Genomic DNA, 17,471 nt, shown 5'->3' with positions numbered 1-17,471 from the left:
GGGCCCCGGAGCATGACCGGGCCACGGCGGCCTTCGCCGCGCAACTTCCGTCAGTTCACCGACGCTTGCCGATGCCGAACCATCCGGCGATCCGCGCGCCCAGCGACTTCCGCGGCCGCGACGGCGGCTCCTCCGCGGCCGGTACCGCGCCGGCCGCGGGAGCCGCCGCGACGGCGTTCGCACCCGCCGCAGCCGGCTCGCCCGCCTTGGCGTCCGGGCCCGGCGGCGGAACCGCGCCGACCCGCTCCGGCCGCGCCGCCCGGGACGGCACCACGTTCCGCGCCGCCGTGTCGTCGACCGAACCCGGCTTGAACCGCACCGGCAGCTCGGTCAAGTGCCGCGACATCCACGACGACACCCAGACGAGGTCCTCGTCGGCAACGGCGAGTTCGACGTCGGGCAACCGGGTCAGCAGCACGTCCACCGCCGTCTCGGTGATCGCCCGGCCGATGTCCTGCCCCGGGCACTCGTGCGGGCCGCCGCTGAACGCCAGATGCGAGCGGTTGCCGTGCATCGGCATCGTCAGGTCCGGCCGCACGGCAGGGTCGGTGTTGCCCGCCGCGAGCCCGAGCAGCAGCATGTCGCCGGCCTTGACCTGCACGTTGCCGATCTCGGTGTCCCCGGTCGCCCACCGCGCCGGGCACACCATGATGGACGGCTCGTCCCACAGCACCTGCTCCACCGCGTCCGGAAGCGTCATGCGGACGCCCGCCAGCGAGGCGCGGAACCGTTGGTCGGTCATCACCAGGTGCAGGGTGTTGCCGATGCAGATGGTGGTGGTCTCGTTCGCCGAGATGAGGATCAGCCGCAGATGCTGGGCGACTTCCTCGTCGTCCAGGTTGGCCGGGTGAGCCATCAGCAGCGACGTGAAGTCGTGCGCGGGCTCCTCGCGGCGCCGTGCGACATGCGCGCGCACCGTCTCGGTCACGAACAAGTCGCTTTCGAAAGCCGTCTCGCTGCCCTTGATCAGGTCGAGGGTGGCTTCCACGAGCCGCGGGCCGTATTCCTCCGGCATGCCGAACAGCTGCGTCAGCACCAGCATCGGCAGGTGCTCGGCGAACCGGCTGACCAGATCCGCTTCGCCGTCCGCCACGAACTGGTCGATCAACTGCCCCGCGAACCGGGTCACGTACCGCCGGATACCCCGGCGGTCCAGCTTCGCCAGGCTCTCCGTCACCGCCGCGCGCAGCCGCTCGTGCTCCGCGCCGTCGACGAACACGCACAGCGGCCGCCACCCGATCATCGGCAGCAGCGGAGAGTCCTCGGGAACGTGGCCCTGCAGCAGCGAGTTCCAGATCCGCGAATCCCGCGAGAACCGGTTCGGCGTCCGCACGACTTCGAGGTTCTCCCGGTACCCCAGCACCAGCCAGGCCGGCAGATCGCCCTCGACGAGCACCGGCGCGACCGGGCCGTGCTTCTCGCGGAGCTGCTCGTACACGCCCATCGGATCGGTCCGGTGCTCGTCGCCCGACAACCGCACCGCGCCGGCGTGTGCGGGGCAGCCGGGTGGTGGCATCGCGCCGGAGTGGGACGTGTGCGCCGACGAGGTGGACGTGCCCCCCGCAGAAGACGGCGTGGACGAGGCGGTCATCGTGCCTCCGATCGGGCGAGCGTCATGGCGTGCAAGTAGCGCGTGAGTTCGAGGAGCACATCGCGGCTCGACGCGCGGCTTCGCGCGTCGCAGTCCACCAGCGGCACCCAGTCCGGCAGGTCGAGCGCCTCGCGCAACTCGTCGAGGTCGTGGACCTGGGCGTCCGGGAACGCGTTGACGGCCACCACGAACGGCATGCCGCGCTCCTCCAGCCGCCCGATGATGTCGAAGCTGACCTCCAGGCGCCGGGTGTCCACCAGGACCACCGCGCCCAACGCCCCCTCGAACAGGCCGTGCCACAGGAACCAGAAACGCTCCTGCCCCGGCGTGCCGAACAAATAGAGCACCAGCCGGTCGTTCAGGCTGATCCGCCCGAAATCCATCGCGACGGTGGTCTCGGTCTTGCGTTCCACCCCGGTGACGTGGTCGACGCCCTCGCCGGCCTGCGTCATCGTCTCCTCGGTGGTGAGCGGCCGGATCTCGCTGACCGCGCGCACCATCGTGGTCTTTCCGACGCCGAACCCGCCCACGATCACGATCTTCACCGCGGCGGTGGCCGTCGCGGGAAGCTGGTCCTGGGGGCTCGGGCCGGGCGCCGCGGACGGACCGTACCGGTCCGCCCCGCCGGCACCCGGCAGCACGTCAGAGGTTTTGTAGTCCATGCATCACCGCCTCGAGAAGTGCCGTGTCGGGAAGGGAAGCCGCCGGAATCGGCGCACGGGCCTCCACCCGGTCGTCGGCCAGAAGATCGGCCAACAGCACCATGACGACACTGGCGGGCAACGCCAGGTACGCGGAGATCTCGGCCACGGACAAGGGGAACTCGCACATCCGCAGGATCGCGGCGTGCTCGGGCTGCGTGGCCGTGTGCGGGGAGGCCCGCGACACGATCAGCGTGACGATGTCGAGCGGCTCCCGTGCGGACGAGCCACTGCGTCCACCGGTGATCACATATAAGCGCTCGGGAGCGCCTTCGTCCCACTCCGGACGGTGCGGTCCACTCATGTGGCCCGCCCGGCCGGGGTGGCCCGAGGCGGCGCACTGAGATGCTCGCCGATCCGCATGACCAGGTCGCGCATGCGCTGCCCCATGAGCCCCGCGTCCACGCCCTCGTCGGCCAGCACCGCCAGGTAGGCGCCGACACCGGCGGCCATCAGGTAGAACATGCCGCCGCCGATCTCGATCACCACCAGCCGCATCCGGCCGTCCCCGTGCGGGAATTCGGTGGCCACCGCGGACGACAGGCTCTGCAGGCCGGCACACGCGGCCGCGATACGGTCCGCGGTGTCCACGTCGCATCCGTGCTGCGCGATGCACAGGCCGTCCGACGACAGCACCACCACGTGGCGGGTCTGCGGGACGCCGTCGGCCAGATCCTTGAGGATCCAGTCCAGATCAGCTCTCTTCTGCATCAGCGCTCACCCTCTTCCGACGACCCGTCACGGCTGCCGGAGCCCGACGCGGTCGGTTCTCCGGACACGGCGTTCTGGAACGCCGCAAGCCACAAACCCGGCTCCGTCGTCGACGCGGCCGCCTTCTCCGACCGGGCGTCCGGCGCGGCCGCCCGGCCGGCCTGTGCACCGGCCGCGAACGGCGACGCCGCGGGCGTCCGGCGACGGCGCTGCGGAAGGCCGTTCGCGTTGCGCGAAGCCGGCTCCTCGGACCCCAGTTCGTGCTCGGACATGTTCCCCCGCGACGGTCCCGACGGCTTCGGCACCCGGGCGCTGGCCAGCGCCTGCAGACCCGGCGCGGCACCCGAAATGAGCGACACCGGCGCGGTCGTGATCACGTCCTTGGGGACGACCAGGATCGCCCGGACACCGCCATATGCGGACGGCCGCAGCGACACCTTGAACCCGTGTGACTGCGCGAGCCGGCCGACCACCGCGAGGCCCAGACGCGGCGCCTCGCCGAGGTCAGCGAGGTCGAGGCCGGCGGACGCGTCCTCCAGCAGGCGCTCGACGCGCCGGCGGGCCTCCTCGGCCAAGCCGATGCCGCCGTCTTCGATCTCCACCGCGACGCCGGACTGCACCTCGCTCGCGGTCACCCGCACCTTCGTCTTCGGCGGGGAGTAGCGCGTCGCGTTGTCCAGCAGCTCGGCCAGCGCGTGGATCAGCGGCTCGACCGCCGGGCCGACCACCGCGACTTCGGTGACCGACAGGATCTCGACACGCGGGTAGTCGGCGATACGCGACACGGCGCCGCGCAGCACGCTGTAGAGCGGCACGTCCTTCTGCCACTGGCGGCCCGGCCGGGCGCCGCCGAGGACCGCGATGGAGTCGGCGAGACGGCCGATCAGCGCGGTGCCGTGGTCCAGCTTCAGCAAGTCCCCGAACACGTCGGGCCGGTTGCCGTGCCGGTCTTCCATTTCCCGCAGGTCGGTCGCCTGCTGGTGGACGATCGCCTGCACACGGCGGGCGATGTTGACGAACGCGCGCTGCGCGGAGTCGCGCAGCCCTTCCTCCGCCTCGACCGCGTCGGCGACCATCCGCAGGACCTGGACCTGCGCGGAGGAGTACACCGGCGACACGCCGGCCTCGGTGGTGGCGTCCATCAGGACTTCTTCGGCGCTGTCGCCGCTCTGCAGCCGCATGATGGTCTTGGGCAGCAGCTCGCGCGTCAGGTGGTGGAGCGCCTCCTCCTGGGTGGCGATGCGCTCGTGCAGGGCTCTCTCCTGCTGCCGGTGATACTCCCGCTCCAGCGCGAGTCTGCGGCCCCGGCGCACGGCCTCCGCGGCCACGAACGCGATGGCGACGACGGCAACCCCAAGGCCGATGCCGAGAGGTAACCGCACATCCTTGTCGACCAGAGCGACGGCAGCGGCGGAAGCGAGGACCGACACGGCCACCGGCAGCAGCCAGAGGGGCGCGGCGGACGGGGGACGTGGGGATTCGGGCGGTGACCCGACACGGACCATGGACATCCTCGGAAATCGAGCGAACGGGACAGGGGGACGCCGGACACACCGGCTGAGGCCATGGCGCGAATGAAATCCCGCCACGCCGGCGGACGGGCCAACGCGCGCGCCCGCGCGCACTGTTGCCGCCCGCCTCCGGTGTCCGAGCGGATCGGAACCGAGGCCACCCCGTCTCCAGCGGTCAGTGGCACCACCGCGATTGGAGACCACTGGCTGTGATCCCCGCATCTCGCAGGGCCCTCCGGAGCATAGTCGTTCGGCGCGCGCCGTCAGGCGGAGTCCCCCGAGGTGAGCACCGAACTTGCCTGTTGGGCAGGGTGGTTACCGTGTATGTCCGATCCTGCCCCGCAAACCGCCTTCCCGTGACCGTGCGATCACCCTGGCGAGCCAGGCGAAGGGGTGGCGAAATACCCGCGCTCCCCGGCGCGTCGCGCCCGCGCGCCCCCCTCCCGGGGTTGCCTGCGAGGCCCGCGCGGTGAGGAGGATCACAGGATAGAGCGCCGGAACACGCCCTTCGGCACCCTGAATCGGCCACCTTCGCGCCGGCCGGGGCGCCGCGTTCCGCGCGCGGCGCCACCCGTTCGCCGACCCTTACGACACCAGCGGTCCGTCCGCCAGCTCCGCCAGCTTCACGGTGCACATGCCGCCGCGCTCCGCCGTCACACTGGTGACCTTCAACTGCGTGCCCGGCAGCAGGATGAACTCCTCCTCGTCGGTGAACGCCGAGAAGCTGCGGATCCCGACCGCGCGCGCCGGCGTCACCTCGAACAGCGTCCGCTTGCCGCGGCTGCCCAGGAACGCGCGCGCCACACCCAGCTTCGACGTACACGACGAGACGCCCCACCACGTCACCGTCTTCCCCAGCGGATACTGCGCCCGCAGATCCAGCGAAACCCCGCGCCACAGCGGCTCGGTGCGCACCGGAAGCGCGTCCACGGCGGCGAACAACAGCCGCAGATACGGCAAATACGGGACGACCCTGCTCCGGTCCGGAGAACGCAGAATCGCGTTGATCTCGCGGTAGAACGCCGACTCGCAGGTGTAGAGGTACAGCGCGGCGATCGCATCGGCGGACAGCGACGCGGCCCCCGCGTCCACCCGCCGCTTGCCGAAGTCGTGCGACCGGTCGACATGCCGCTCCAGCCCGGCCAGCAACGCCGCCACCGGCCCGACCGCGTCCCGGAAGTCCATCAGCGGAGTGTCGAACACCCCGGTGATCGCGGGCAGGACGAGGCCTTCGTCCTTGACGCCCGCCAGACGTTCCAAGTACAGCTGGTGCAGTTCCATGGTGGACGCGATGAACGCGCCCATCCGCTGCGCGTGTTCCGCATCCGACCCGCCCGCCTCCGCCGCGGCGTCGTTCCACCCCGCACTCGGCAGCCAGTCGACCGGCTCGGCACCCAGCGACGCCAACGCGTCGTTCACCATCGCGAAATGGTCGCCGTCGCAGAAGATGTCGCCCTGCGCGGCCGGATTGCAGTGGTCGATGTGCCGGACCTCGACACCCGGGTACTTCTTCTCCAACCGCTGCACGATCGACTTCAACGCCCGCGCGTGCGCACCCCACCACGCGAAGACCACCCCGCGGTCCTCCGGATCCGCCGAGGCCTCCTTCGCCTTGAGGATCTCCTCGACGATCCGCTCCACGATCGGACGCCAGAACGCGGTATGCCGGTCCGCGCCCTTCGACCCGTCGGCGCTCGCCGTCAGGGCCGCGTTCAGCAGCAGCACACCCTGCGTCAGCATCGCCTGGAACCACTCCGGCGGCTGCACGGTCTCCTGCTTCTTCAGCAGCGCCCGGATGTCCTTGATCGGGGTCTTCTTCGGTATCTCGTACTTCCACATCGCCGCGGCCTTGATGATGCAGCGGATGCTCACGACCTTGCCGAACTGGCTGTCCGCCCAGTCGTGGAAGGTGTTGTCGAACATCGCGATCCCGGTCGCGCTCTCCGGCCGCGGATAGGGGTTCTGCCCGAACACCACCACCTTCCACCTGTGCGGCGGATTCGGCTTCAGCGCCTGGAACGTCAACTCCCGCACCGGCACGACCTCGGGGCTGCGCCCCGCCCCGATGTACGACGCCGCGTCCGCCCGCGCTTCGATCACCGGCTTCAGCAGCGGCAGCCAGGGCTCGCCGCCGCCTTTGAACAGCTCGGTGAGAGCCAGCGGGTCGTTCGCGTCGGGGGCGTCGGGCTCAGCCGCGTCGGGCTGGGGGGTGTTGAGCTGGGAGGTGTTGGGCTCAGGGGTGCCGGGCTTGGGAGTTTCCGACTCGAGAGCGCCCGACTCGGGTACGTCGGGGGCGGTTTCGTCGCGCATGAGGGCAACTCCGAAGGAGGGGAAGGCGGGGATCGGCGGCCGAACAGGTCGACGGTGTCGAACGTAGCGGACTGTGCCGACGCGGCTCCGCGCCCGGTTGTCCACCCGCCGCGTCCGCCACCGGCGCTGTCGTCCTCCTGCGTTAGCGTCGTCGGTGTCGGAAGCAATCGTTCTGCGATCGGAGTTGCCCCATGACCTCGAACCACGTCACGTCGCCGCCGCTGAAGGTGGTCTTGGCGGACATCAACGGCGACGTGGTGGAGGCCTGGCGCGCGGCGTTCGCCGACGAACCCGGCATCGAGATCCGCAAGGGCTCGATCCTCGACCAGCACGTGGACGCCTGGGTCAGCCCGACCAACTCCCGCGGACGCATGGACGGCGGCCTCGACGCCGTCGTCAAGCGCCACCTCGGCGCCGGCATCCAGCTCCGCGTCCAGCGCGCGATACGCGACCGCTTCGCGGGCACGCTGCCGATCGGCAGCGCGGTGTGCGTGCCGTCCGGCGCGGTCAACCCCAAGTACCTGATCTCGACGCCGACGATGGAGACGTCCGCGCAGAACGTCAGCGAGACCCTGAACGTCGCCCTGGCCTGCGCGGCCGCCTTCCAGGCCATCCACCAGCAGAACGCGGCTTCCCCGGGCAGCATCACGTCTGTTGCGCTGGTCGGCATGGGCGCCCACACCGGACGGGTGCCGGCCCGCGTCTGCGCCAACCTGATGTGGACCGGCTACACCCTCTTCAACGACTACCGCTTCGCCGACTACGACGACCTGCGCACCACGATCCTGTCCCAGCTCGACGACTTGGAGGCGGCACCGACCGAGCAGCGGGTACGGGTGGTGCCGCCGCAGCGCTGACCGGTATTCCGGCACCGAGACGCCGACGAGGCCACGGCGCTGCGTGCCGTGACCTCGTCGATGCCCTGGCCGGTAGCCCGGCCGACGACCCAGCCGGTGACCCAGCCGGTGAGTTGCTTGGGTCCTACTTCCGGGAGTCCGGCACCGTGGTGCCGCTCGCGCTCATCAGCGCCGTGATCTCCTCCGCCAGCGGAGCGCCGAGCTGACCCCAGCCGTTCTTGTAGGCGTAGACGCCGGCGAGCGTGCGCGCGTCGTAGTCGCCGTTCATGATCTCGATGTCGGTCGCGGTGATCAGCGACGGGTGGGCGACGCCGACGGCCGCCGAGACCTTCGTCAGCTCCTTGCGCAGCGTGCGCAGGTAGGCGGCGGCGCGGGCGGACTTCGACGCCGGGTCGATGCCGCGCGCCAGCCACGCGTTCTGGGTGGCGATGCCGGTGGGGCACTTGTCGGTGTGGCACTTCTGCGCCTGGATGCAGCCGATCGACAGCATCGCCTCGCGGCCGACGTTGATCATGTCGACCCCCAGGGCGAAGGCGACGGCCGCGTTCTCGGGCAGGCCGAGCTTGCCGGAGCCGATGAACGTCAGGTCGTCCGTCAGGCCCAACTCGGCGAAGGTGCCGTAGACGCGCGAGAAGCCCATGCGGAACGGCAGCGACACCGAGTCGGTGAAGATGAGCGGCGCCGCGCCGGTGCCGCCCTCGCCGCCGTCGATCGTCACGAAGTCGACGCCGCGGTCGCCGCGCGCCATGAACGTGGCCAGGTCCTGCCAGAAGCCCATGTCGCCGACCGCGCTCTTGACGCCGACGGGCAGGCCGGTCTCGGCGGCGATCAGCTCGACGAAGTCGAGCATCGAGTCGACGTCGTGGAAAGCGCTGTGCCGCGACGGCGACGCGCAGTCCTCACCGACCGGGATCCCGCGGATTCCGGCGATCTCCGGCGTCACCTTCGCGCCCGGCAGCATGCCGCCCAACCCCGGCTTGGCGCCCTGGGACAGCTTGATCTCGATGGCCTTCACCGGGGCGTCGGCGACGATCTCCCGGAGCTTGTCGACGTTGAAGGTGCCGTCCGCGTTGCGGCAGCCGAAGTACGCCGTGCCGATCTGCAGCACGAGGTCACCGCCGTTGCGGTGGTACGGCGAGAGCCCGCCCTCGCCCGTGTTGTGCATCGTGCCCGCCAATGCCGCGCCCTTGTTGAGCGCCGAGATGGCCGCACCCGACAGTGAGCCGAAGCTCATCGCCGAGATGTTCACGACGCTCCCCGGCCGGAACGCCTTGGCGCGCCCCCGCGGCCCGCCCAGCACCTTGGCCGACGGCAGTGGGGCCTGCGGGTCGTGCATGTCGGGCAGGGTGTCGGCGAACGTGCGCTGCTTCACGTACGCGTGCCCCTGAATGTGCTCGACGTCGACGTCGGTGCCGAACCCGAAGTAATTGTTCTCCTCCTTCGCCGACGCGTAGATCCAGGTGCGCTGGTCGCGGCTGAAGGGGCGCTCCTCCTCGTTGGAGGTCACGATGTACTGCCGCAGTTCCGGCCCGATTCGCTCCACCAGGTAGCGGGCGTGGCCGACGACGGGGAAGTTTCTCAGCAATGCGTGCTTCTTCTGCACAAGGTCACGGGCGGCCACCAGCGCCACAGCCGTCGCGGTGGCCGCTCCTATGCTCCGAGCGCGCATTGAACGTTCCTCTCCTCGTCCGCCGAACCATGCGAACGATCGTAGAGGCCGCTTGCGCTAGCGACGGGAGAAGGCCGCGTTGGCCTTGGTCAGCAGCGGGATGAGGCCGTACGCCACGGTCGGCACCACGAAGCCGGTCAGGATCAGGGTGCGCAACGGCAGCGGCAGGTGTGCCGTCGCGGGCCCGAGGAGGCCCAGGACCAGCGTGATCGTCGGGTAGACGGCGAGCCAGGTGATGAGCGCCCTCCGGTGGACGGAGGGGGCGGCTGCGGTGGTGGTGGTCGTGGCGACGGTGGCGGTCGTGGCGGTGGCGGACATCGTGATCTCCCCCGGGCAGGGCCACTCGGAGCCGATCTCCAAGTGATTGATTGGAGTCTGGCATACGTCTCGCCAAAACTCCAAGTGTCTTCTTGGGTTCGGGCTACACTGACGCCATGGCCTGGGACACAGCACGCACACAACAGCTCCTCCTCGACGCCGCCGTCGAAGAGTTCGCCGAACACGGCCCCGCCGGCGCCCGCGTCGCCCGGATCGCCAAACGCGCCGGTGTCAACCAGGAGCGCATCTACCAGTACTTCGGCAACAAGGAGAAGCTCTTCGACGCCGTCCTGGCCTCGGAGCTGGGCAAACTCGCGCTCGCGGTGCCCCTCACCGCCACGCCGGCCCTCGACCTCGGCGACTACGCCGGCCGCGTCTTCGAATACCACCGCGCCCACCCGCACTTCGTCCGCCTGCTGGCCTGGGAAGGCCTCCAGTGCCAGGACAGCGTGGTGGCCGAAGGCGAGCGTGCGGCCCACTACGACGCGAAGATCGCCACGATCGCCCAGGCCCAGCGGGCGGGGGACGTGACGGACGAGATCGAAGCGGGCCGCATCATGCACGCGGTCGTGGCCCTGACCGCCGCGTGGATCGTCTTCCCCCAGCTGACCCGGATGCTGATTCCGGGCTCGCCGGAACGGCCCCCGGCGGAGGAACGAGAGGCGGTGGCGGCAGTGATCCGGAGGTTGGCGGGGGCTTAGGCCGTGTCCGAGCCTGCGGATCCTCGGCCGCCCCGGTTGGCTTGCGTGCCTACCGGGGCGTCGCCACGGGCGTCCGGGAAGCCAACGCGTGCTCGAGCAACGTGACCATGGCGAGCTTCGCGGACTCCCGTTCGCGGGCGTCGCACATCACGACCGGGACGTGCGGATCCAGGTCGAGCGCGTCGGCGACCTCCTCGGGTGTGAAATCGCGAAGGCCGTCGAAGCAGTTCACCGCGACGACGAACGGCGCGCCGCGCAACTCGAAATAGTCGACCGCGGGAAACGAGTCCTCCAGGCGGCGCGGATCGGCGAGGACGATCGCGCCGATCGCGCCGATGGCCAGTTCATCCCACATGAACCAGAAGCGGTCCTGCCCGGGGGTGCCGAACAGGTACAGCACCATGCCGACGTCGAGGGTGATCCGGCCGAAGTCGAGCGCCACGGTCGTCGTCGTCTTGCCTTCGACCCCCGTGAGGTCGTCGACGCCTTCGCTCTCGCGGGTGATCACCTCTTCGGTGCGCAGCGGCGGTACCTCGCTCACCGCTCCGACCATCGTGGTCTTCCCCACGCCGAACCCGCCCGAGATCAGGATTTTGACCGCGGAGGGAAGCTGGGGGCCGGGCCGGGCGTCAGAGCCTGCGAATGCCATCGAGTACCGCCTGGAGAACGTGGATGTCGGGGGCTTCGGCCAACGCGATCGGCGCGCGGGTGTGGATGGCCCCGAGGTCGAGTAGGTCGCCGAGCAGGACCTTGACCACGGTGGGCGGCAGGTCGAGCTTCGCGGCGATCTCCGCCACCGACAGCGGACGGCCGGTGCAGAGCCGCAGGATGCCGGTGTGCTCGGGTTCCAGCCCGGGCAGCGCGGAGTCGTCGGTGGCGCTGAGGATCAGGGTGATGAGGTTGAACTCGTCGCGGCTGGGGCGGGTGCGGCCGCCGGACCGGGCGAAGGACCGCACGATGGGTCCGGCGTCCTCGTCCCACCACGTGTCGTCGGAGCCGGCCATCTCAGAACGGCTGGGCGGCCGTTGCGCCGTGGCGGGGGGCCGCGGACAGGGCGTCGCCCACGCGTTTGACGATGAGGTTCATCTCGTAGGCCACCAGGCCGACGTCGATGTCGGCCTCGCCCAGGACGGCCAGGCACGCGCCGCGTCCGGCACCGGTGACGAACAGATAGACCTTCTCCAGCTCGACGATGGTCTGGCGCACGCGTCCGCCGCCGAAATGCCGCCCCGCGCCCCGCGCGAGACTCTGGAACGCGGACGCGACCGCGGACATGTGCTCGGCGTCGTCGCGGTCCATCGCGCCCGAGTGGCCGATCAGCAGCCCGTCGGACGACAGGACGATGGCGTGCCGGGTGCGCGGCACACGTTTGACGAGGTCGTCCAGCAGCCAGTTGAGTTCGGCGCTGTCGTTCGGCAGTGCGGTCATGGGGTCACCACTGTCCTTGGGGGTTCGGGTTCTCGGGTGCGCCGCCGAGGCCCTCGAATCGGTCGGCGTCCGCGCGCCCTTGGGACGAACCGCGCTGGAACGCCGTCATGGCGTTCCGGATCTCGTCGGCGGGGCGCTGCTCGACGTCCGCCCCGGGGTGTGCGGGCTCGGCGGCGGCCGGACGGAGCAGTTGCGGGCGGAGATTGGCTTGGCGGACCCGGCGCGGGAGCCTGCGTTCCTCGCGAGGCGCCGCCGGCCCGGCGGGCGCCGGCGGGCGAACGTCGGCGTGGACGTGCGGGTGCTGCCCGGGGAAGGGCACGAGCGGGGCGTGGGCGTGGGCGTGGGCATGGGCAGGAGCGGGCGCGGGGGCGGGGGCGGCCGACGGTGCCGGGGGCCGGACCTCGACCGCCGGAGCGGGCACGGCGACGGGCCGCGGTGCTGCGGCAGGGCCGTTCCCGCGGAACGTGCCGGTGTCGCGGTCGGCGCCGTTGTCGTCGGATTCCGCGCCGTGCGGGTCCCGGTCGTCCAGCAGGCCCGGAGGCAGCAGGACGACCGCGGACGTACCGCCGTACGGCGAGGAGCGCAGGCTGACCGAGATGCCGTGCCGATGGGCGAGCCGGGCGACGACGAAGAGACCGATCCGGGAGTCCTGCGTGAACCCCATGACGTTGAACTCCTGCGCGGTCGCGAGGAGCCGGTTCGCTTCGTCGAGGGCTTCCGCGGACATGCCGAGGCCGCGGTCCTCGATCTCGATGCCGAGCCCGTTGGGTACGATCTCGGCGCTGATCCCGACCTTGGTGTGCGGCGGCGAGAACGACGTGGCGTTCTCGACGATCTCCGACAGCAGGTGCATCACGTCGCCGGCCACCGGTCCCGCGAGGCTGGTCTCGGGGACCATCGTCAGCTTGACCCGGGAGTAGTCCTCGGTCTGCGAAGCCGCGCCCCGCAGGACCTCGGCGAGCCGCACCGATCGGCGCCAACGCCGGGCCGGCATCGTTCCGCCGAGAACCGACAGGTTCTCCGCATTGCGCCGCATGCGCGTCGCCAGGTGGTCCGCCTGGAACAGCTCGGCCAGCAGGTCGGGATCCTCGTGCTCGCGCTCCAACTTGTCCAGCAGGGCGAGCTGGCGGTGCACCAGGCCCTGGCTGCGGTGCGCGAGGTTGAGGAAGACCCGGCTGATGCCCTGCCGCGTCTCGGCCTGCTCGATCGCGGCCTGCACCGCGGTGCGTTGGGCCGCGTCGAACGCGGCGGCCACTTCGCCGACCTCGTCGTGGCCGTGGTCGAAGTGGGCTGCGGCGTCGTCCGGGTCGACCTTCTCGCCGCGCTGGAGCCGTGCCACGACATCCGGCAGCTGTTCGTTCGCGAGCTTCCGGGTCGAGTCGCGCAGCCGGTTCAGGCGACGGATCAAGGCCCGCGACACCAGGACGGAGACGAACACCGCGAGGAGGATCGACGCCAGGGTCACGGCGCCGACGACGATGACCGAGGTGGTCAGCTCGTCCACCCGCTCCTTGCCGTACGCTCGCGCGAACTCCACCTGAATCAGCGTGAGTTCCTGAAGCCTCGCGGCGGTGTTCAGCATCGCCGGCTGCCATGCCGGATCGACCGTGAGCTTGCCGGTGCGGGCCGACACGCTGTCCTCGACGGACACCAGAACCGCGAACTCCGGGCTGCTGACGATCTGCGTGAACTGGGCTGCCTGGGCGTCACGGAGCTGGGGCCGGACGAAGGCGTACTGCGCGCGCTGCGCGCCCACAAGCTGGTCGAACTGGGCGCGCTGCGCCGGACTCGGCCCGCCGGGGGAAGCCACCGCCGCGGTCAGCACCGCGTTCTGCTGGGCGAAGTACTCCAGTGCGCGGAACAAGGCCGCGGCCGTGGCGCCTTCCGCCGCCGTGTCGGCGTCGTTGGTGGCCCTCGCCTGGGCTTCGAAGTAGCTCATCGCGGTGTCCAGGGCGCCGGTGTAGAACCGGAACGCGCCATCGGACGTGAGCTGCCGGGCGTCCACCTGCTGCCGGAACCCGGGCAGCGCCGCCAGTCCCGTGGAGATGCGGGCGAAGATGGCCTTCAGTTCGGGTGCCTGGTGGCCGACGACGGGCCCGGCGGCCTGGCTCATCACGCCCAAGGCCTGGTCGGTCGCCTCGCGCTGCCGGTCGAGCCGGGGCCGGTCGGTGCCGCTCCCGGCCAGGAACGCCATGCTCAGGCGGCGTTCCTCCTGCAGGGCGACCATCGCCAACTCGCCCTTGACCGCGACCCGCTGCACATCGCTCAGGGTCTGGTGCAGGTCGCGCGCCTGGCGGTAGCGGTCGAGGGTGTAGGTGCTCCACACCCCCGCCAAGGCCAGGGACGGCACCAGGACCAGGAGGACGATGCGTGCCCTGATCGTGCGGAATCCGAAGATGCGTCCACCGCCGGCCGACCGGGGGAGGGTGGCGCGAGGACGGGGAAAACGTGGGGGTGTGCGGCGTCCGGCCAAGCCGAGAGCTCGGCCGGGGCGCCGCCTTCTGGTCCCGCCCGCGGCAGACGTGCGTTCCGCGGAGCCCGTGGAGTCGGGGAGCAAGCGTTCGTTCCCAAGGTCGGTTCGGACAGCAGATGCGCGCCGGGGGCCGCCGAGCCTCGGGAGTCGTGTCCCCGGCGGCAGGCCCCCCGACTCGCACGGCCGAGGATGGTCCCTCCGGCCGCCGGTCATGCCGCCATCCGCGCACGGAAAGTTGTCGATTCACGAACCGCGGGGCAGTTCGCTTCCCTCCGTGCCGGGTGGATCGCCCGCGGCGGACCCGAACGGCGCGTGCCGGAAGTCCCTGGGGCTGAGGCCGTAGCGGGCCCGGAACATGCGGGCGAAGGTGCTGGGGCCCTCGATACCGACCGACCGGGCCACGGCGGCGATCGACCGGTGGCGCTGCCGGGGGTCCGCGAGAACGCGGGCGGCCGTCTCCAGCCGGGTCTCGCGGATGAACCGGGAAGGGCTCAGGCCCCCTTCGCGGAAGGCGACCTCCACATAGCGGGGCGAGACGCCGAACGCCGAGGCCAGCAAACGCGGCGACAGGTCGGGTTCGGCCAGGTGCCTGCGGACGAAATCCTGCATGCGCAGGAGTTGGGCCCGGCGGCCCAGCACCGCCCCGGCGTCCTCGGGCCGCGCGTTCTCTTCCCAGCGCAGCGTGGCGACCAGCAGTTCGGAGAACGTGTGGCCGATCTCGGTCTCCGAGCCTTCGGGCAGGCTGCCGGGTTCCTTGCCCAGCTCGGCCACCCCCGCCATGAGGACCCGCAGCATGGGGTTCCCGGCGGCTATCCGCCGCCCCAGCACGTCACGTGCCACGCGAAAGGTCCGTGTCAGGTGGGACTTGGGGAGGTTGACCACCACGTGGTGCCCGAAGTCGTCCGCGGCCAGCCGGAACGGCTGCGCGCTGTCCAGGAGGACGGCGTCCCCGGCGCCCATGCTGGTCTGGTGCTCGGCGTGCAGGGACCAGGTCGGGCGTTGCGCGATCGACAGGAGGAAGAAGGCGTCGGTGCTGCGGCGGATCGCCCGGGCCGTGCGCGCCACGCGGACCGGGTCGGTGCCGACGTCCGTGATGCCGATCGGCCCGAGGTCGCGCCGGTACACCCAGCCGGCATAGTCCCCCTCCGGAGCGGCTTCGGCGTGCGCGAGCGGTGCCGCGTCCAACTCGACGATGCAGTCGCGCAGCATGGCCCGCCATGCGTCGAGGTCGGAGACCGAGCCCCCGAGTTGCGGAGCGAACCCCGGGGTCAGCAGAGCCCGCGGGCGATGGTCGGCGGGTCTGCCGTGCCGGGCCGCGGCGTTCCCGCGGACCGTATGACGACGGGGTTGGGTGGTACGGCTCACGAGGACCGGCTCCCGGGTCGGCGCCTGGACGGAAACACGCCATCGTAGGACCGAGGGGAGGTTTCCGGACAGGGCGTTGTCCCCACCGCGCGACCTGGCCGGAATCGCACAGGACACGTGCGCGAATCGGCAAGGTGCCGCCGCCTCCGTGCCGGACGGTGAGGGGCAGTCTCCGAAGAGAGGATGGCCATGCGCACAGCCGTCGTGGTCGGCGGGAGTGTCGCCGGCCTGCTTGCCGCCCAAGTGCTGACCCGCTACGCCGACATGGTGGTCGTCGTCGAACGCGACGACATCGGCGCGGACGCGAACCGTGCAGCCGAGGGAAACGCGCGGCGCGGCGTGCCGCAGGGCACCCAGATGCACGCCCTGCTGGAGGGAGGCCGGCGCGGCATCGAACGATGGCTGCCCGGGTTCACCGACGAGATCGCCGCCGCGGGCGCCGCCGTGGGCAACAGCGGACGCGATGTGCACACGTACCTCGACGGCCGACGGCGGATCCTGGTCGGCGACCTGCCGATGGTGAGTGCCACACGGCCGTTCCTGGAAGCGCACATCCGACGCCGCGTCCTGGCGGACGAGCGTGTCCGACTGCACGTCGGCAATGCCGCCGGGCTGGTGATCGGCGGAGGGCGCGTCCGGGGCGTCCGTGTCACCCGCGGCAGCGCCGCCGACGAAGACACCCTCGACGCCGACTTCGTCGTCGACGCCACCGGCAGGGCGAGCCGCATCGGGTCGTGGCTCGCCGACCACGGCTGGCCCGAACCGCCGTTGCGGCGCATACCTGTGGACCTCGGCTACGCGACCGCGCTGTTGCGCACGCCGCCCGGGGTGCTCGACGGCATGACGCTGGGGCAGTCGATCACCCACGGCCCCGACGGCCGCGTCCGGGTCGCCACGGCAGGCAGGGTGGAGGGCGACAGGTGGATCGCCCTGGTGGCCGGATATGCGGACGACCGGCCGCGCCGCGACTCCGAGGACTTCCTCGCCCGCTGCCGCGACGATCCGGCCGAGGAATTCGGCAAGCTCGCCGCCAACGGCGAACTCCTCGGCGACGTCGCCGTCTACCGGCATCCCGACAGCCGGCGGCGCGACTTCCACAAGGTCTCGCGGTTCCCGGCCGGGCTGGTGTGCGTCGGGGACGCGGTCGCGTCCCTCAACCCGGTCTACGGCCAGGGCATGTCCTCCGCCGCCCTGCACGCGGCCTGCCTCGCCGACCACCTCGATACGCGGCCCGGCCCGAACGAGCCGCCGCTGCGCTATTTCAAGGCCGTCCGGCGTGTCGTGGACGCCGCCTGGCAGACCTCGGTCCTCGACGACTTGCGCCTGCCCCACGTCGACGCCCCGCGGCCCTGGGGCTTCGCCCTCAAGAACGCGATCGGCGACATGGTCCTGCAGGCGTCCGTGACCGACCCGAAGGTCGCCCGGAAATTCCTCGATGTCATGCACATGCTCGAGGGTCCCGACAGCATGATGCGGCCGGGCACCCTGGTCCGGTCCGTCCGGGCAACGCGACGCCGCGCCACCGGAGCACGGCCGGAGCAGTGAGACCGCCGTCGGGCGGTCAGTGGACGTCGCGGACGTAGCGCTTGTCGGTGGCCAGGCGTTCGACTGAGGCCCTGGCGGCGCCTCGACATGGCCGTGAGCTCCGCATCCCGCCATCCGCGCCGAATATCTGTGCCAGCGGTGGTAGAAATCGAAGCAACGCGCCACGAGAATTTCTCCGGCGACCGGCCGGAATTAAATCCGTCTCGCCAAAGACGCGTGCGTGCGTGCTAGTCTCGACGTCAGTTGCGGTTGTGGTTCCCAAAAAAACTTCGAATGCCTCGTCTGTTGTTG

At 71.1% G+C, this 17,471-nt stretch carries 16 protein-coding genes; 3 read left to right on the top strand and 13 right to left on the bottom strand.

Going from position 1 to position 17,471, the window contains the following annotated elements; all coding sequences use genetic code 11:
- Window positions 1-55: 55 nt before the first annotated feature.
- The 6 genes from ACPA54_RS36060 to ACPA54_RS36035 all read right to left on the bottom strand — a co-directional run bounded on the left by ACPA54_RS36060 (window position 56) and on the right by ACPA54_RS36035 (window position 6,824).
- Entirely contained in the window at window positions 56-1,591 is a 1,536-nt protein-coding gene (locus ACPA54_RS36060) for a cytochrome P450 (RefSeq protein ID WP_423536329.1), read from the bottom strand.
- Window positions 1,588-2,253, bottom strand: coding sequence for a GTP-binding protein (locus tag ACPA54_RS36055; RefSeq protein WP_423536327.1), 666 nt, complete (start codon window positions 2,251-2,253; stop codon window positions 1,588-1,590). Before ACPA54_RS36055 ends, ACPA54_RS36060 begins: the two co-directional genes overlap by 4 nt.
- Window positions 2,234-2,596: a DUF742 domain-containing protein gene (locus ACPA54_RS36050; RefSeq protein WP_345675019.1), complete on the bottom strand. Its 363-nt coding sequence runs from the start codon at window positions 2,594-2,596 to the stop codon at window positions 2,234-2,236. Before ACPA54_RS36050 ends, ACPA54_RS36055 begins: the two co-directional genes overlap by 20 nt.
- Window positions 2,593-3,003 (bottom strand): roadblock/LC7 domain-containing protein, encoded by a 411-nt coding sequence (locus tag ACPA54_RS36045; protein ID WP_423536324.1) that lies wholly within the window; start codon window positions 3,001-3,003, stop codon window positions 2,593-2,595. Before ACPA54_RS36045 ends, ACPA54_RS36050 begins: the two co-directional genes overlap by 4 nt.
- On the bottom strand, window positions 3,003-4,508 hold the full coding sequence (locus ACPA54_RS36040) for a sensor histidine kinase (protein WP_423536339.1): 1,506 nt from the start codon (window positions 4,506-4,508) through the stop codon (window positions 3,003-3,005). The genes ACPA54_RS36045 and ACPA54_RS36040 overlap by 1 nt, the downstream gene beginning before the upstream one ends.
- A 591-nt stretch (window positions 4,509-5,099) precedes the next feature.
- Window positions 5,100-6,824 (bottom strand): ADP-ribosyltransferase domain-containing protein, encoded by a 1,725-nt coding sequence (locus ACPA54_RS36035; protein ID WP_423536322.1) that lies wholly within the window; start codon window positions 6,822-6,824, stop codon window positions 5,100-5,102.
- A gap of 191 nt (window positions 6,825-7,015) precedes the next feature.
- Here ACPA54_RS36035 and ACPA54_RS36030 point away from each other — a divergent pair, with 191 nt between their 5' ends.
- Window positions 7,016-7,681: a macro domain-containing protein gene (locus ACPA54_RS36030; RefSeq protein WP_423536320.1), complete on the top strand. Its 666-nt coding sequence runs from the start codon at window positions 7,016-7,018 to the stop codon at window positions 7,679-7,681.
- 124 nt (window positions 7,682-7,805) lie between these two features.
- Here ACPA54_RS36030 and ACPA54_RS36025 read toward each other — a convergent pair whose 3' ends face one another.
- Together ACPA54_RS36025 and ACPA54_RS36020 are read right to left on the bottom strand one after the other, a co-directional pair.
- Window positions 7,806-9,350: an FMN-binding glutamate synthase family protein gene (locus ACPA54_RS36025; RefSeq protein WP_423536318.1), complete on the bottom strand. Its 1,545-nt coding sequence runs from the start codon at window positions 9,348-9,350 to the stop codon at window positions 7,806-7,808.
- A gap of 57 nt (window positions 9,351-9,407) precedes the next feature.
- Window positions 9,408-9,668, bottom strand: coding sequence for a putative antibiotic biosynthesis monooxygenase (locus ACPA54_RS36020; RefSeq protein WP_423536316.1), 261 nt, complete (start codon window positions 9,666-9,668; stop codon window positions 9,408-9,410).
- Between the two features lie 116 nt (window positions 9,669-9,784).
- On the opposite strand from ACPA54_RS36020, the gene ACPA54_RS36015 reads away from it, so the two are divergent.
- Window positions 9,785-10,369, top strand: coding sequence for a TetR/AcrR family transcriptional regulator (locus ACPA54_RS36015; RefSeq protein WP_423536314.1), 585 nt, complete (start codon window positions 9,785-9,787; stop codon window positions 10,367-10,369).
- A gap of 49 nt (window positions 10,370-10,418) precedes the next feature.
- Here the strand turns inward: ACPA54_RS36015 and ACPA54_RS36010 are convergent, their stop codons facing one another.
- The 5 genes from ACPA54_RS36010 to ACPA54_RS35990 all read right to left on the bottom strand — a co-directional run bounded on the left by ACPA54_RS36010 (window position 10,419) and on the right by ACPA54_RS35990 (window position 15,635).
- Window positions 10,419-11,018: a GTP-binding protein gene (locus ACPA54_RS36010; protein ID WP_423536312.1), complete on the bottom strand. Its 600-nt coding sequence runs from the start codon at window positions 11,016-11,018 to the stop codon at window positions 10,419-10,421.
- Window positions 10,999-11,373: a DUF742 domain-containing protein gene (locus ACPA54_RS36005; protein WP_423536310.1), complete on the bottom strand. Its 375-nt coding sequence runs from the start codon at window positions 11,371-11,373 to the stop codon at window positions 10,999-11,001. Before ACPA54_RS36005 ends, ACPA54_RS36010 begins: the two co-directional genes overlap by 20 nt.
- Before the next feature lies 1 nt (window position 11,374).
- Window positions 11,375-11,797, bottom strand: a complete 423-nt coding sequence (locus tag ACPA54_RS36000) for a roadblock/LC7 domain-containing protein (RefSeq protein ID WP_345675010.1) — start codon at window positions 11,795-11,797, stop codon at window positions 11,375-11,377.
- Window positions 11,798-11,801: 4 nt separating this feature from the next.
- Window positions 11,802-14,147, bottom strand: coding sequence for a sensor histidine kinase (locus ACPA54_RS35995; protein WP_423536308.1), 2,346 nt, complete (start codon window positions 14,145-14,147; stop codon window positions 11,802-11,804).
- A 366-nt stretch (window positions 14,148-14,513) separates the two neighbouring features.
- On the bottom strand, window positions 14,514-15,635 hold the full coding sequence (locus tag ACPA54_RS35990; RefSeq protein ID WP_423536306.1) for an AraC-like ligand-binding domain-containing protein: 1,122 nt from the start codon (window positions 15,633-15,635) through the stop codon (window positions 14,514-14,516).
- Window positions 15,636-15,824: 189 nt separating this feature from the next.
- On the opposite strand from ACPA54_RS35990, the gene ACPA54_RS35985 reads away from it, so the two are divergent.
- Window positions 15,825-17,180 carry an FAD-dependent oxidoreductase gene (locus ACPA54_RS35985; protein WP_423536304.1) on the top strand — a complete coding sequence of 452 codons (1,356 nt, stop codon included), beginning with the start codon at window positions 15,825-15,827 and terminating at the stop codon, window positions 17,178-17,180.
- Window positions 17,181-17,471 lie beyond the last annotated feature (291 nt).

The organism is Uniformispora flossi, assembly GCF_049534875.1.
GTDB lineage: Bacteria > Actinomycetota > Actinomycetes > Streptomycetales > Streptomycetaceae > Yinghuangia > Yinghuangia aomiensis.
Note: the sequence above shows the minus strand (reverse complement) of the source record. Positions and strands in the feature narration are given on the sequence as shown.